This is a genomic window from Burkholderia sp. 10_S31, from assembly GCF_056930375.1.
This window is the reverse complement of the sequence record NZ_JBXOWK010000003.1, coordinates 3452464-3468417: the sequence shown is the minus strand read 5'-3', so window position 1 is coordinate 3468417 and position 15954 is coordinate 3452464. Positions and strand designations below refer to the sequence as shown.

9 protein-coding genes, 2 tRNA genes and 3 rRNA genes are annotated in these 15954 nt (G+C 58.1%); 9 read left to right on the top strand and 5 right to left on the bottom strand.

The genetic code is table 11. The features are described 5' to 3' along the window. The first annotated feature begins 497 nt into the window (after positions 1-497). Positions 498-788, top strand: a complete 291-nt coding sequence (locus tag AC1Z3W_RS36320) for a hypothetical protein (protein ID WP_124834734.1) — start codon at positions 498-500, stop codon at positions 786-788. 652 nt (positions 789-1440) lie between these two features. On the opposite strand, the gene AC1Z3W_RS36315 is transcribed toward AC1Z3W_RS36320, so the two are convergent. Beyond that, positions 1441-2202, bottom strand: a complete 762-nt coding sequence (locus AC1Z3W_RS36315) for an anti-sigma factor family protein (RefSeq protein WP_057928020.1) — start codon at positions 2200-2202, stop codon at positions 1441-1443. Next, the gene (locus AC1Z3W_RS36310; protein ID WP_057928021.1) at positions 2199-2717 is read right to left on the bottom strand and encodes an RNA polymerase sigma factor; all 519 of its coding nucleotides are present in this window, start codon (positions 2715-2717) and stop codon (positions 2199-2201) included. The genes AC1Z3W_RS36315 and AC1Z3W_RS36310 overlap by 4 nt, the downstream gene beginning before the upstream one ends. Positions 2718-2873: 156 nt before the next feature. Here AC1Z3W_RS36310 and AC1Z3W_RS36305 point away from each other — a divergent pair, with 156 nt between their 5' ends. The 7 genes from AC1Z3W_RS36305 to rrf all read left to right on the top strand — a co-directional run bounded on the left by AC1Z3W_RS36305 (position 2874) and on the right by rrf (position 10267). Next, a complete protein-coding gene (locus AC1Z3W_RS36305; protein WP_175826465.1) occupies positions 2874-3962 on the top strand; it encodes a catalase family peroxidase in 1089 nt (362 codons plus the stop codon). Next, positions 3962-4492, top strand: a complete 531-nt coding sequence (locus AC1Z3W_RS36300) for a cytochrome b (protein WP_175826466.1) — start codon at positions 3962-3964, stop codon at positions 4490-4492. The genes AC1Z3W_RS36305 and AC1Z3W_RS36300 overlap by 1 nt, the downstream gene beginning before the upstream one ends. A 573-nt stretch (positions 4493-5065) precedes the next feature. After that, a 16S ribosomal RNA gene (locus AC1Z3W_RS36295) occupies positions 5066-6598 on the top strand. 64 nt (positions 6599-6662) lie between these two features. Beyond that, positions 6663-6739 (top strand) — tRNA-Ile (locus tag AC1Z3W_RS36290). A gap of 42 nt (positions 6740-6781) precedes the next feature. Next, positions 6782-6857, top strand: a tRNA-Ala gene (locus AC1Z3W_RS36285). 287 nt (positions 6858-7144) lie between these two features. Then, positions 7145-10026: ribosomal RNA gene (locus tag AC1Z3W_RS36280) — 23S ribosomal RNA — on the top strand. Positions 10027-10154: 128 nt separating this feature from the next. Beyond that, a 5S ribosomal RNA gene (gene rrf / locus AC1Z3W_RS36275) occupies positions 10155-10267 on the top strand. The 16S, 23S and 5S rRNA genes sit together here with 2 tRNA genes alongside, the layout of an rRNA operon. Positions 10268-10356: 89 nt before the next feature. Here rrf and AC1Z3W_RS36270 read toward each other — a convergent pair. Both AC1Z3W_RS36270 and AC1Z3W_RS36265 read right to left on the bottom strand, forming a co-directional pair. Beyond that, entirely contained in the window at positions 10357-10644 is a 288-nt protein-coding gene (locus tag AC1Z3W_RS36270) for a PAAR domain-containing protein (RefSeq protein ID WP_175825807.1), read from the bottom strand. Between the two features lie 15 nt (positions 10645-10659). After that, positions 10660-11622 carry a T6SS immunity protein Tli4 family protein gene (locus tag AC1Z3W_RS36265; protein WP_483509467.1) on the bottom strand — a complete coding sequence of 321 codons (963 nt, stop codon included), beginning with the start codon at positions 11620-11622 and terminating at the stop codon, positions 10660-10662. A 345-nt stretch (positions 11623-11967) separates the two neighbouring features. On the opposite strand from AC1Z3W_RS36265, the gene AC1Z3W_RS36260 reads away from it, so the two are divergent. Then, positions 11968-12987 carry an IS30 family transposase gene (locus AC1Z3W_RS36260; protein ID WP_483507661.1) on the top strand — a complete coding sequence of 340 codons (1020 nt, stop codon included), beginning with the start codon at positions 11968-11970 and terminating at the stop codon, positions 12985-12987. 433 nt (positions 12988-13420) lie between these two features. Here the strand turns inward: AC1Z3W_RS36260 and gyrB are convergent, their stop codons facing one another. Continuing rightward, positions 13421-15895: a DNA topoisomerase (ATP-hydrolyzing) subunit B gene (gene gyrB, locus AC1Z3W_RS36255; protein WP_483509466.1), complete on the bottom strand. Its 2475-nt coding sequence runs from the start codon at positions 15893-15895 to the stop codon at positions 13421-13423. Between the last annotated feature and the right edge of the window lie 59 nt (positions 15896-15954).

The window sequence follows — 15954 nt, the reverse complement described above, 5'->3', positions numbered from 1 at the left end:
TGTATACGAACTCTGTTAACACCTTTGGATAAGCACAGTCCGCCGACTGTGATTCGAGCAGGATATGCACTGCATACGGTGGCGGGATACCTGAATCGGCAGGCTGTGAGGCCTTCGGCCAATGTGCGAACGGCAGGTCTGTAGAATCGCCTGCGTTCACGATGCGATTCACCTTCTCGACGTCAGCATCACAAAGTCGAAGATCGTTCGGACGATCGCAAAGTGGTCTGAGCTGGCTGTGGTGAGCGGGCATCCCACAGAGGCTCGAGTCGAGCCGTGTTCAAGGGGGAGCGGAGTTTCGCTACGATCCCAGGCAAGGAGATTTGAGTTTAGAGATGAGGTTCGGCGAAGGACGCCTGCAATGAATAGCCTGCCAATGAAACGCTGGTGAAGGATATCGCCGGGAACGTCGCTGTCGTCGTCACCGGTCGATTGCGTGGCACGGTCCCGATCAGTACGTGATCGAACCGAACTGATGTGAACGGAGCAAATCGATCATGGCGTTCATGCAGCCGGCGTTGTTATGCGAAGACCTCGATGCGATCATTCGCGACGAGTTGCGGCTTGGCAATGTCTTGCCGGAGTCTCCCGTGCGTGCCGACTGGCCGACGAAGGGTGGCATATTCGCGGCATTGCGCGACGATCTTCATCTGCACGCGCTCACGCTGCTGCCGCATGTGCGGCACTCGGTCTGCACCGATCCGCATTACGGATGGCATGACGAGTGTTTCTGCGAGCGGCACGGACATTTGCTGGTGGCGGGGAAGACGAAGCAGCCGAAGCGCTGAAGAATAGGCAGGAATGGAGGATCTCGAGCGCGCAGCAATGGATGTGGGCAATTACCGCAAACCAGATCGAAAACGCCGTGGCACACTCGTGGCCCGCGTGCGTAGCGCGTTTCACGATACGTGCAGACTCGACGCGTTCAGTTGTCCGAGCTGCGCGTCATGTTGAAAAGCTTGTTGATAATCCCGCGCCGGAATCAATCGAAATGCTGTGCAATGAAAGAGTGAGCGCTCCGTCGATGGATGATCCCATCACGCTGCGAGGCTTTGGTGACGGGGCTTTGAGCGTTTCGAGGCGTTGGGTCGATTGACAGGCGGGAAAACGATAGCACTAACGTTCAGGATGTGGATATCCCGAAGGTAAACTCACTCGAAACGCTGTGCGCCGCACCGGTGAGCGCAAGCACCCGCACTGGATGTGGACATCCAACCCGGAAGTTACTCGAAATGCTGTGAACGACGAAGGCGAGGGCGGCGATGTTCGATCAAGACATCGAGTCCTCCGTCCGATGTAGATAACAGGCTCCGAACAGACTCCAATCGCTGTGCGCTTGAACGGTGTGCGGATGCACCGATGATTGTGCTGCCCGCATGATCAGCTACTTGGACGGCCGCATCGGAAATGCCGGGCCTGTGAGGCCGCGCATCGCATCACTCAAGTCTGCTGATCGAGCGCCTGCACGACCGCTTTCTCCCCGAGGCTCCCGGCTGGCCCGACCACCGCATAGTTGAGCCCGTTCACCGAACCATACCGCGCCAGCAACGCGCCATCCACGCGTTGCCCGGCCGGCAGCAGCCGATGTTGCGATTCCGCGGGCCGCAGATAGAAGCTCAGCGTTCGCCCGCCATCGTCCTCGTAGAGCACCATCGCAGCCGTGGCCCCGCTGTCCGTCGTAAACAACCGCCCGCCGATCGGCCTGAATCCCGCCGCGCTCAAATCCGGCAGCTTCGCCGACGCGCCGACGCGCCGGGTGAGCCACCCCTGCAAATCTCCCGCACGCGTCGGCCGGTAATCCACCTTCGCGGTTTGATCGACCACCATCATCCGGTAAGCCTCGACCGCATCGCTCATCGGCGCCACCGCCGGCGGCGCGTTCCACCCGCGCGCCTGCCACCCTCCGAAGGTCCCGAGCCCGATACAGAACACGAACGAAGCGGCCATCGCGAACCGCATCCGCGAGCGCTCCGCCCGCCGCGCACGAATCGCCGCAGGATCGAGCTCGGGGTTCTCGCCCGGCATCCGCACGCTTTCCAGCGCGGCCCGCAACCGCTGCGCATCCTGCTGCCATTGCTTCACCTGTTCCGCACTCTCCGGATGCAGCGCGAGATATCGCTCGACCGCGGCGCGCGCATCGTCGTCGAGCTGGCCGTCGACATAGGCCTGGAGATCGTGTTCGTCGGGACGGAGGTTGTTCATTTCATCAAGCGGAGAGAAGGAGCGGGAAGCTCGCCGTCGCTGAGCTGGCGCAGCGCCTTGCGCGCGCGGGAGAGCCGCGACATCACGGTGCCGATCGGCACGTCGAGCAGGTCGGCGACTTCCTGATACGTGAAGCCCTCGACCGCGACGAGCAGCAGCAGGCTGCGCTGCTCGTCGGACAGATGGCCGAATGCTTCGAGCGTCGCACGCGCGGCTACCTCGCGCTCGGCGGAAGGCCAGTGCGGCTCGTCGTCCGTGCGGATCCGGCCGAGCAGCCACGCGTAGCGTTTCGCGCTGCGTTTGCCGTCGAGAAACTGCCGGTACAGGATCGTGAAGAGCCAGCTGCGCAGCGATGCGTCGTCGCGGCGGCTCGTCCAGCGCGACAGCGCGCGCTCGAGCGTCGACTGGACGAGATCGTCGGCCGCGTGGACGTCGCGCGCCAGCCAGAGCGCGAAGCGTCGCAGCCTGGGGATGAGTTCGCGCAACGCGTCGTCGTCGAGGGCGTTTGGGGGCATGGCCTGGCGCTAGCCGATAAGCGTGGAGATGCCGCGTAGGACGCCGGTCGGCGCCGCCTATTCCGTCAGCATACAAAAAATTTCTTCATGGAATAAAGCAGCGCGGGCGGCGTCCTACGCCCGTTCGACAATGATCTGACGATCGGGAGTGCATCCATGAAGCAATCTTCTTCTTCGCCGCCGCGGGAGCCCGGGCGCGGGTGGTGGCGCTGGGCCGTGATCGGCGGTGCGGTGGCCGGCGTGGCCGTCGCGTTCGGGTATGTCGGCGGATGGCTCGCGCCGGCGCGTCTGACCCCGCACCGGCTCGTCGATGCGCTGCAGACGGCCGGCGGCGGCATTCACCCGGGCTTCCGGCGCAATCATGCGAAGGGCGTGTGCGTGACCGGTTACTTCGAAGGCAACGGCGCCGCGAGCGCGTATTCGGTCGCGCCGTTCTTCAAGGCCGTGCGCACGCCGGTGGTCGGGCGGTTCGCGCTGCCGGGCGGGAATCCGTACGCGCCCGACAGCAGCGTGCCGATCCGCAGCCTCGCGCTGAAGCTTACAGCGCCGGACGGCCAGCAATGGCGGACCGGGATGAACGCGATGCCGGTGTTTCCGGTGGCGACGCCGAAGGCGTTCTACGCGCAGTTGCTGGCGACCCTACCGGATCCGGCGACGGGCAAGCCCGATCCGGCGAAGGTGAAAGCATTTTTCGGCGCGCATCCGGAGACGGCCGCGTTCCGCGCATGGGTGAAGGGTGCGAAGCCGAGCGCGAGCTACGTCACCGAAAGCTATTACGGGCTGAACGCGTTTTACTTCGTCGACGCGGCGGGCAAGCGTCAGGCGGTGCGATGGCGCGTCGTGCCGGAGCAGACGGCCGGCGCCGGGGATGTCGCGACGGCTGCGGATCCGAACGTGTTGCAGCAGGACCTGACGCGGCGCATCGCGGACGGCGCGCAGAAATGGAAGCTGCTGGTCACGCTGGCTGAACCCGGCGATCCGGTGGACGACGCGACGAAGGTCTGGCCCGCTCAGCGCACGACGATCGACGCGGGGACGCTCGTGCTCGATCGCGTGGAGGCGCAGGACAGCGGGCCGTGCCGAGATGTGAATTACGACCCGACGGTGCTGCCGCAGGGGATTCAGGTGTCGGGGGATCCGTTGCTGGCGGCGCGGTCGGCTGCCTATGCGGATTCGTATCTGCGCAGGACGAGTGAAGAGGCCGGCGTGGCAGGCGTGGCGCGTATGAGTGGGGAGGGACGGTGATGAAGGCTTCGACGATGTTTAGCTTGCCGGCGCGGGTGCTGCATTGGGTGATGGCCGCGATGATCATCACGATGTTGTTCATCGGGGTGGGGATGGTGGCGTCTGTTTCTGAGCGGCATGAGGTTCTGGTGGCGATTCACAAGCCGCTAGGTATTGCCGTACTGGTGCTGGTGTGTGTGCGGATCGTGGTGCGGATTCTGTCGAAGCCGCCAGCGTTGCCCGATGATCTGCCGTGGTGGCAGAAGGTTGCCGCGCACGGGTCGCATCTCATGCTGTATGCGCTGATGCTTGCGATGCCGCTGATCGGGTGGGCGATGCTGTCGGCGGGCGGGTATCCGGTGACGCTGGGCAGCGGCGTGCAACTGCCGGCGATTGTTTCCGCGGATCCGGTGACGTTCGCCTGGCTCAGGGTCGCGCATCGCGTGCTGGCCTATCTGTTCTTCGCGACGTTCCTCGCGCACTTTGCCGCGGCGCTGTATCACGGGCTGATTCGGCGGGACGGCGTGGTGAGGGCGATGGTGGGGCGGTAATCGACGGGAGGTTGCGTTCGCTGCGGCGGAGCTGTTCTCGGGCGACCGAGGCTGCGCTTGCCGTGTCGCTTATATATGACCATTGGCGAGGCTCAGCGGCCCCCGGCACCGCGCGTCAAAAAAATTTCACAAAGGGGGTTGCGGAGACGGGGTGGGGTGCTTAGAATCACGCCTCTTTCGCGCTAACGGAAACGCAGCGCGGGAGAAGAAGGGAAGCGGTGCGGTTGAGGGCGGGTTGTAGAGCCCCGGCGCACACGGAGTTGAACCCCAGCCGTCGCAACGAAGCAGTTAAAAAAGTTGTTGACGAACTGAGAAACACGGTTCATAATCTCGCTTCTCTGCTGCTGAAAACGCAGCGCTGCTGAGAAACACGAAGTTCCTCGCAGAAACGCTCTTTAAAAATTAACAGCCGATAAGTGTGGGCGCTTGATGGCCGCGAGCTGATCCTCGGATCAGATAGCGAAAGTATCAAGAGTCTCACACTAAAGTAAGTCAGGTTTATGAAGTGATTCATATACCTGTCAGCTTTGAGTGAGCGACCGGTTCGAAAGAACCGAAAACAGTAACAGGTTTAAACTGAAGAGTTTGATCCTGGCTCAGATTGAACGCTGGCGGCATGCCTTACACATGCAAGTCGAACGGCAGCACGGGTGCTTGCACCTGGTGGCGAGTGGCGAACGGGTGAGTAATACATCGGAACATGTCCTGTAGTGGGGGATAGCCCGGCGAAAGCCGGATTAATACCGCATACGATCTATGGATGAAAGCGGGGGACCTTCGGGCCTCGCGCTATAGGGTTGGCCGATGGCTGATTAGCTAGTTGGTGGGGTAAAGGCCTACCAAGGCGACGATCAGTAGCTGGTCTGAGAGGACGACCAGCCACACTGGGACTGAGACACGGCCCAGACTCCTACGGGAGGCAGCAGTGGGGAATTTTGGACAATGGGCGAAAGCCTGATCCAGCAATGCCGCGTGTGTGAAGAAGGCCTTCGGGTTGTAAAGCACTTTTGTCCGGAAAGAAATCCTTGGTTCTAATATAGCCGGGGGATGACGGTACCGGAAGAATAAGCACCGGCTAACTACGTGCCAGCAGCCGCGGTAATACGTAGGGTGCAAGCGTTAATCGGAATTACTGGGCGTAAAGCGTGCGCAGGCGGTTTGCTAAGACCGATGTGAAATCCCCGGGCTCAACCTGGGAACTGCATTGGTGACTGGCAGGCTAGAGTATGGCAGAGGGGGGTAGAATTCCACGTGTAGCAGTGAAATGCGTAGAGATGTGGAGGAATACCGATGGCGAAGGCAGCCCCCTGGGCCAATACTGACGCTCATGCACGAAAGCGTGGGGAGCAAACAGGATTAGATACCCTGGTAGTCCACGCCCTAAACGATGTCAACTAGTTGTTGGGGATTCATTTCCTTAGTAACGTAGCTAACGCGTGAAGTTGACCGCCTGGGGAGTACGGTCGCAAGATTAAAACTCAAAGGAATTGACGGGGACCCGCACAAGCGGTGGATGATGTGGATTAATTCGATGCAACGCGAAAAACCTTACCTACCCTTGACATGGTCGGAATCCTGCTGAGAGGCGGGAGTGCTCGAAAGAGAACCGGCGCACAGGTGCTGCATGGCTGTCGTCAGCTCGTGTCGTGAGATGTTGGGTTAAGTCCCGCAACGAGCGCAACCCTTGTCCTTAGTTGCTACGCAAGAGCACTCTAAGGAGACTGCCGGTGACAAACCGGAGGAAGGTGGGGATGACGTCAAGTCCTCATGGCCCTTATGGGTAGGGCTTCACACGTCATACAATGGTCGGAACAGAGGGTTGCCAACCCGCGAGGGGGAGCTAATCCCAGAAAACCGATCGTAGTCCGGATTGCACTCTGCAACTCGAGTGCATGAAGCTGGAATCGCTAGTAATCGCGGATCAGCATGCCGCGGTGAATACGTTCCCGGGTCTTGTACACACCGCCCGTCACACCATGGGAGTGGGTTTTACCAGAAGTGGCTAGTCTAACCGCAAGGAGGACGGTCACCACGGTAGGATTCATGACTGGGGTGAAGTCGTAACAAGGTAGCCGTATCGGAAGGTGCGGCTGGATCACCTCCTTTCCAGAGCTTCTCGCACAAGTTGAGCGCTCACGCTTATCGGCTGTAAATTTAAAGACAGACTCAGGGGTCTGTAGCTCAGTCGGTTAGAGCACCGTCTTGATAAGGCGGGGGTCGTTGGTTCGAATCCAACCAGACCCACCACCGTCTTAGCCGGCGGTACACCCTGAGGCAATCTGTACTCATGGGGGCATAGCTCAGCTGGGAGAGCACCTGCTTTGCAAGCAGGGGGTCGTCGGTTCGATCCCGTCTGCCTCCACCAATCTTCAATGACAAGCGTTCGAACGAAGCGTTGTTCGAGTCCTTGTCATTGGCGATTGAGCCAGTCAGAGGATACGTAGTATGTATCGGCTGTCGTTCTTTAACAATCTGGAAGAAGTAAGTAATTTGGATAGCGGAAGCGTCTTGAGATGGACGTGGAAGTTATCCGGGTTGTGATTGTATCGATGTATCTCAAGATGATTCGAACTCTATGTTTGACTCAATTGGAATACGGCACAACGCGAGAACTCAACCTGTAGCGACTGTCGCAAGACAGACTCGTTATAGGGTCAAGCGAACAAGTGCATGTGGTGGATGCCTTGGCGATCACAGGCGATGAAGGACGCGGTAGCCTGCGAAAAGCTACGGGGAGCTGGCAAACGAGCTTTGATCCGTAGATGTCCGAATGGGGAAACCCACTCCTTTTGGAGTATCCATGGCTGAATACATAGGCCATGTGAAGCGAACGCGGTGAACTGAAACATCTAAGTAACCGCAGGAAAAGAAATCAACCGAGATTCCCAAAGTAGTGGCGAGCGAAATGGGATGAGCCTTGCACTCTTTATTTGTATTGTTAGCCGAACGCTCTGGAAAGTGCGGCCATAGCAGGTGATAGCCCTGTAGGCGAAAACAGTATGAAAGAACTAGGTGTGCGACAAGTAGGGCGGGACACGTGAAATCCTGTCTGAAGATGGGGGGACCATCCTCCAAGGCTAAATACTCGTGATCGACCGATAGTGAACCAGTACCGTGAGGGAAAGGCGAAAAGAACCCCGGGAGGGGAGTGAAATAGATCCTGAAACCGCATGCATACAAACAGTCGGAGCCTCGTAAGGGGTGACGGCGTACCTTTTGTATAATGGGTCAGCGACTTACGTTCAGTAGCAAGCTTAACCGTATAGGGCAGGCGTAGCGAAAGCGAGTCCGAATAGGGCGTTCAGTTGCTGGGCGTAGACCCGAAACCAGGTGATCTATCCATGGCCAGGATGAAGGTGCGGTAACACGTACTGGAGGTCCGAACCCACTAACGTTGAAAAGTTAGGGGATGAGCTGTGGATAGGGGTGAAAGGCTAAACAAACCTGGAAATAGCTGGTTCTCTCCGAAAACTATTTAGGTAGTGCCTCGTGTCTCACCTTCGGGGGTAGAGCACTGTCATGGTTGGGGGGTCTATTGCAGATTACCCCGCCATAGCAAACTCCGAATACCGAAGAGTGCAATCACGGGAGACAGACATCGGGTGCTAACGTCCGGTGTCAAGAGGGAAACAACCCAGACCGCCAGCTAAGGTCCCCAAATATAGCTAAGTGGGAAACGAAGTGGGAAGGCTAAAACAGTCAGGAGGTTGGCTTAGAAGCAGCCACCCTTTAAAGAAAGCGTAATAGCTCACTGATCGAGTCGTCCTGCGCGGAAGATGTAACGGGGCTAAGCTATATACCGAAGCTGCGGATGCGAGCTTTGCTCGCATGGTAGGAGAGCGTTCCGTAAGCCTGCGAAGGTGCCTTGTAAAGGGTGCTGGAGGTATCGGAAGTGCGAATGCTGACATGAGTAGCGATAAAGGGGGTGAAAGGCCCCCTCGCCGTAAGCCCAAGGTTTCCTACGCAACGTTCATCGGCGTAGGGTGAGTCGGCCCCTAAGGCGAGGCAGAAATGCGTAGCTGATGGGAAGCAGGTCAATATTCCTGCACCATTGTTAGATGCGATGGGGGGACGGATCGCGGAAGGTTGTCCGGGTGTTGGAAGTCCCGGTCGCTGCATTGGAGAAGGCACTTAGGCAAATCCGGGTGCGTAATTCAAGGGTGTGGCGCGAGCTCCTTAGGGAGCGAAGCAATTGGAAGTGGTTCCAAGAAAAGCCTCTAAGCTTCAGTCTAACGATGACCGTACCGCAAACCGACACAGGTGGGCGAGATGAGTATTCTAAGGCGCTTGAGAGAACTCGGGAGAAGGAACTCGGCAAATTGGTACCGTAACTTCGGGATAAGGTACGCCCTTGTAGCTTGATGCGCCTGCGCGCAGAGGGTGAAGGGGTTGCAATAAACTGGTGGCTGCGACTGTTTAATAAAAACACAGCACTCTGCAAACACGAAAGTGGACGTATAGGGTGTGACGCCTGCCCGGTGCCGGAAGATTAAATGATGGGGTGCAAGCTCTTGATTGAAGTCCCGGTAAACGGCGGCCGTAACTATAACGGTCCTAAGGTAGCGAAATTCCTTGTCGGGTAAGTTCCGACCTGCACGAATGGCGTAACGATGGCCACACTGTCTCCTCCCGAGACTCAGCGAAGTTGAAGTGTTTGTGATGATGCAATCTACCCGCGGCTAGACGGAAAGACCCCATGAACCTTTACTGTAGCTTTGCATTGGACTTTGAACCGATCTGTGTAGGATAGGTGGGAGGCTATGAAACCGGAACGCTAGTTTCGGTGGAGCCGTCCTTGAAATACCACCCTGGTTTGTTTGAGGTTCTAACCTTGGCCCGTGATCCGGGTCGGGGACAGTGCATGGTAGGCAGTTTGACTGGGGCGGTCTCCTCCCAAAGCGTAACGGAGGAGTACGAAGGTACGCTAGGTACGGTCGGAAATCGTGCTGATAGTGCAATGGCATAAGCGTGCTTAACTGCGAGACCGACAAGTCGAGCAGGTGCGAAAGCAGGTCATAGTGATCCGGTGGTTCTGTATGGAAGGGCCATCGCTCAACGGATAAAAGGTACTCTGGGGATAACAGGCTGATACCGCCCAAGAGTTCATATCGACGGCGGTGTTTGGCACCTCGATGTCGGCTCATCTCATCCTGGGGCTGTAGCCGGTCCCAAGGGTATGGCTGTTCGCCATTTAAAGAGGTACGTGAGCTGGGTTTAAAACGTCGTGAGACAGTTTGGTCCCTATCTGCCGTGGGCGTTGGATATTTGAAGGGGGCTGCTCCTAGTACGAGAGGACCGGAGTGGACGAACCTCTGGTGTACCGGTTGTCACGCCAGTGGCATCGCCGGGTAGCTATGTTCGGAAGAGATAACCGCTGAAAGCATCTAAGCGGGAAACTCGCCTTAAGATGAGATATCCCTGGGGACTAGATCCCCTTGAAGGGTCGTTCGAGACCAGGACGTTGATAGGTCAGGTGTGTAAGCGCAGTAATGCGTTCAGCTAACTGATACTAATTGCCCGTAAGGCTTGATCCTATAACAAGTCTGTTTCGCGCTAGAGAGCGCGTCGGACAAGTTGGATTCTCGTGTGTGATACACACAACCTGAATTACTGCTTCTTCCAAGATTGGTTGTGCTGCGAAGCAGCGCAACAACCCTCTTTGCCTGATGACCATAGCGAGTCGGTCCCACCCCTTCCCATCCCGAACAGGACCGTGAAACGACTCTACGCCGATGATAGTGCGGATTCCCGTGTGAAAGTAGGTAATCGTCAGGCTCCCTAAGCCAGAAACCCCCGCCCGAACAGGCGGGGGTTTTTGCATTTGTGGCTCGGATTTTCTGCCGCAGGAAATCTGTCGGGCGGGTTTAGACTTCGATGAACGACGAGATCTGCGAAGCAATCAGACGCGGCGCCGGTGAACACTGGCAGACGCATAAGTCATCACTTAGCGCCGCCTGGCGTCCGTCCGGTCCGCTGGTGCGGATGCGTGGCCCATCACATGCGATCTTGCCTACCGTCTGACATGCAGGACACGAGACTGGATCGCCCTCGTAAGCCTGTTCTCGGGCGCCGATCAGGTCGTTGTCATCGCCGCCCTCGATCAAGCCGCCCGCCGTCGTGGTGTCGCCCTTCAGGATGTCATAGCGCTTCACTTGGAGGCCTCCGATTCACTTGGTCGAGGGGCCACGATAGTGGAAGCTGTTCAGCACCGTGTCCCATGCTTGAATCGCTTGCGCTTCGTTGACGGGAGAGGTGGCCTCCGACGCCGATGTAATCGAATCGGGCGCTGCACCGAAAAGCAGCTGAATCGCCGTGTGAGGTTTCGAGAGGTCGCGTTCGACGCCAGGAGCGAGCAGATAGAAGTGATATTTCTGCACGCCGTCTTCGCTGATTGCCATCAGCAGTTCCTCTGCCTGCATACCGGCGAACTGGCGTTTGCCTTTTCGCAGGATCTTGTAGCGACCCGTCAGCGATTTCAGTTGGATCTCGAATGCGGGGAGCCCATCAAGCAGCGATGCTTGCCGATCGACATCGACTGACTCGCGCAGTTTAACGACGAAAACGGATGCGGTACCCGGCACGAGTGCGACTGATAAAGTGGCGTCGAAGCCTCGGAATGGTTTGCCGCCGATCGCACCTCCATTGAAGCAGAACGCTCCGTCTGCGGGGACTTCCCAGTCCCGCCGCGGGGTGATGTGACGAAGAATCTGACCAGCAACTTGCAGGTTCTCGTCGTCGTATCGAGCACCGATGAGGGTCTTCAGAGTGAACAGGGTATCGCTGGACCAGGCATATCCCTCAGCTTTGTACGGAAGATCGATGGAGGGTGTGTCTGCATTTCTGAAAATGAAGAGCCGCGTATCGTCGCTCGGTCGAATCGTCTCCTTAAGCCAGACGTTATTTGTTGTGTTCGGAACATCGGTCATATCCATTCGAAGCGACGTTCTCAGTTCCTTCTCCCTGGCATCAACTTGTTGTGCAAATGACTGTTTCTGTACGTCTCGGGTAGTCTCAATTGTATAATCCATGTACTTGAACTGCTGGTTATATATATCGATATTTCTGGGAAGATCTAGAGCAAATCGGCCGATGCACCATGGACGGGTATCATTCATCCCGGGGATATTCATAACGTACTCCGAAAAATTATTCTTTGTGCAAGCGCTCAAACCTAGAGAAAATGTCGCTATTTGAATAAGAAGTGCTTTTCTGGATCGAATCGATGCACTCATGTCTGCGTCCCGATATGCTTTGTGATCTTGACGATGCTGTACAACGTGGCCCATCTGGCCCAAGGATGCTTGAAACATTCTTGATGACCGAAGCCCCTCTGATCGAATGCGATCTGTACTCCTTCCGCCTTGCCACCCGCTATCCCTTCTTTTAGTCCCCGGGCTACGGATTCGCCGGACCAGACTGGGACAGCTTAGACTCTAGTTTCAAGTGCAACACCTTGGATGAGGTAGGGTGTTGCAATGACGAAATACCAGCATCTGAGCGCCGAAGAGCGCGCGGCGATCATGATCGAGAGGACCAGAAACACGAGCGTCAGGGCGATTGCAAGGCTGCTTGGTCGCAGCGCGTCGACGATCACGCGAGAACTGGCACGCAATCGTACGGAATCGTCTCGCTGTTATGACGCCACGAGCGCGGCTAGAGCCTACCGGGCGCGCCGCGAGCGAAGTCGGCGTCCGGCGAAGCTGGCAACAGGAAGCGCGCTGTACTGGCAAGTGCATCACGACCTGGTTTATCGGCGCTGGTCGCCGCAGCAAATTGCTGCCAAACTTCGCGAGATGCATCCAGATAATCCCGAGCAACGCGTCAGTCATGAAACGATCTACGCGGCGATTTATACCCATCCCCGCGGCGGCTTGAAGCAGGCGATGATCGAGGCCCTGCGCCAGAACAAGCCGGTGCGCGGCAACGCGCGCAAGACGTTGGCCCGCAAGAGCTTTGTACCGGAAGAACTGCGCATCATCCATCGACCCGAGGCAATCGAAACGCGCCAATGGCCCGGTCATTGGGAAGGCGATCTCATCAAAGGCGCCTTCAATCGCTCCTGCGTCGGTACCTTGGTCGAGCGCAAGACCCGGTTCGTCGTGCTGTGCCGCATGGATGGGTGTACGGCCCAGGACGCACTGGAGGGGTTCACGCGCCAGATGAAGAAGCTCCCGGCCTTTCTGCGTGAGAGCCTGACGTACGATCGTGGATCGGAAATGACTTGTCATGTCGAGCTGGCTGAACGACTGAATCTGGACATCTGGTTCGCAGATCCCTACGCCCCTTGGCAACGGGGCAGCAACGAAAATACCAACGGCCTGCTGCGCCAGTTTCTGCCCAAGGGGGCCGACCTGTCAGGCGTCACCCAGATGCAATTGAACGACATTGCCAAACTGATGAACGGCCGCCCTCGCCAAACCCTCAACTGGAAAACCCCTGAAGAGGCTATGGCGATGGAATTGACTGCCGCCGGATTGGCTAAACGTTGCACTTGATTCTTGAGACCACCCCGGGTCCATCTTGCGACCGTAGCGCGTGACAAGGCAAAAACGAGCTTTACCGCCTACAGCATGCCGCTTGACGCGTGGCTGACGGCGACACGTGTCGCACCGCAAAAAGCGAGAGTAAACGCGACGCGCCGAAAGTTTACAAGCCCAGGCCCATCTCATTGATCTCAAACGGCTTGCTCCGAACGCTTGAGCGACGGACAGCGTTGTGTATAAGCCGATGGGGTAAAGGATCTTGCTTCTTTGTATCAAAAATTTGAATCGGTGGAAGTAATTTAATTTCCCCTCACTAAGCTGACCATCCCATTGGGATGGGTGTTCAGGTTTTATCGTGAAACTCATTTATTAATAGAAAAGACCCATGAGTTTTTTAACTCATGGGCCTCATTTTTTATATCTATACGATTAGAAGCAGACTGCGTTAGACATCAATATTGCCGGCCCGCAGAGCATTGCTCTCGATAAACGCCCGCCGCGGCTCCACATCATCCCCCATGAGGGTAGTAAAGATCCCATCCGCAGCAATCGCATCTTCGATCTGCACGCGCAGCAGGCGCCGCACAGCCGGATCCATCGTTGTTTCCCACAGCTGCTCGGGGTTCATCTCTCCCAGCCCCTTATACCGCTGTTTCGAGACGTTCCGCTCCGCATCAGCAAGCAGCCACTTCATCGCGCTCTTGAAGTCGTTCACAGCTATGCTGCGCTCACCACGCTTGATGACCGCACCTTCGCCGATGAGCCCCTTGAACGTATTCGCGGTGGTCACGAGCTGCTGATAATCCGCCGTGTGCTGGAATTCCTGGTCGATGACCGAAACCCGTACATTGCCGTGATGCGTACGCTCGACATGCAGCGACCGCTGTTCGCGAACCGGGTCATACGAAGGCACGACACGAACTTCGTTCTTCAAAGCCTCGTCGTGCAACGCAGCGTGCAGCGCCTTCGCCGAAGCCTCCGTCGAAGCCTCGTTGGAGAGGTCGATCACCACGCCGTCCATGACCGCTTCCAGCGCGGCCGGGTCATACAACCGGCTCAACCGTTCGATCACGCTCTGCGACAGCAGATACGACCGCGCCAGCTCCCCAAGCGCATCGCCGGAAATCGCCGCCGCATTCTCACCAGGCATCAGCTCCGACCCTTGCAGCGCCAACCGCAGCATATGCGCGTTGAGCTCCACGTCGTCCTTCAGATACCGCTCGTCCTTGCCCGCCTTGATCTTGTAAAGCGGCGGCTGCGCGATATACACGTACCCGCGCTCGATCATGTCCGGCATTTGGCGATAGAGGAACGTGAGCAGCAGCGTCCGGATGTGCGCACCGTCGACGTCCGCGTCGGTCATGATGATGATGCGGTGATAGCGGAGCTTGTCGAGGTTGTAGTCTTCCTTGCCGATGCCGCACCCAAGCGCGGTCACGAGCGTGACGATCTGCTCTGACGACAGCAGCTTGTCGTAGCGTGCCTTCTCGACGTTCAGCACCTTGCCGCGCAGCGGCAGGATTGCCTGGAACTTCCGGTCACGCCCTTGCTTCGCCGACCCACCTGCCGAGTCACCCTCGACGATGTAGATTTCGCACTTCGCCGGGTCTTTCTCCTGGCAGTCCGCGAGCTTGCCCGGCAGACCAACGCCGTCGAGCACACCCTTGCGGCGCGTCATCTCACGCGCCTTCCGTGCTGCGTCACGCGCACGCGCGGCTTCGACGATCTTCCCGCAAATGATCTTCGCGTCGATCGGCGTTTCGAGCAGGAACTCTTCCAGCGCCTTCGCGACGACTTCTTCAACCGGCGCGCGCACTTCGGACGACACCAGCTTGTCCTTCGTCTGCGAGCTGAACTTCGGCTCCGGCACCTTCACGGAAAGCACGCACGACAGCCCTTCGCGCATGTCGTCGCCGGTCGTTTCGACCTTCGCCTTCTTCGCGATTTCGTTATCGGTGATGTACTTGTTGATGACACGCGTCATCGCGGCGCGCAGGCCGGTCAGGTGCGTGCCGCCGTCGCGCTGCGGAATGTTGTTGGTGAAGCACAGCACGTTCTCGTTGTAGCTGTCGTTCCACTGCATCGCGACTTCCACACCCACGCCATCCTTCTCGCCGTTGGCGAAGAAAACGGTCGGGTGCAGGTTGGTCTTCGTCTTGTTGATGTACTCGACGAAGCCCTTCACACCGCCGGCGAACGCGAAATCGTCTTCCTTGCCCGAGCGCAGATCGGTGAGGCGAATCCGCACGCCGTTGTTCAGGAACGAAAGCTCGCGCATCCGCTTCGCGAGGATGTCGTAGTGATACTCGACCGTGCCGAAAATCGTCGGATCGGCCATGAAGTGCACTTCGGTGCCGCGGTTCTCGGTGTCACCCGTCACCAGCATCGGCGACACTTCCACGCCGTCCACCATCTCAAGCACGCGATCCTGCGCGACGCCACGATGGAACTCCATGAACCGCTTCTTGCCGTCACGGCGCACGGTGAGGCGCAGCCAGCTCGACAGCGCGTTCACGCACGACACGCCCACGCCGTGCAGACCACCGGAAACCTTGTAGCTGTTCTGGTCGAACTTGCCTCCCGCATGCAGCTCCGTCATCACGATTTCAGCAGCACTACGCTTCGGCTCGTGCTTGTCGTTCATCTTCACGTCGGTCGGAATCCCGCGGCCGTTGTCGATCACGGAAATCGAGTTGTCGGCGTGAATCGTCACGTGGATGTCGTTGCAGTACCCGGCCAGCGCTTCGTCGATCGAGTTGTCGAGCACCTCGAACACGAGGTGGTGCAGACCGGTGCCGTCCGACGTGTCGCCGATGTACATCCCGGGGCGCTTGCGCACCGCTTCCAGACCTTCGAGGATCTGGATCGACGAGGCGCCGTAGCTGCTGTTATCGGGTTGCGAATTGTGCTGTTCACTCATGGATATCTTCCGGTTCTGCGAGGCCACTCTCGTGGCGGCGCGGTGCGTTTCAGCGAGGG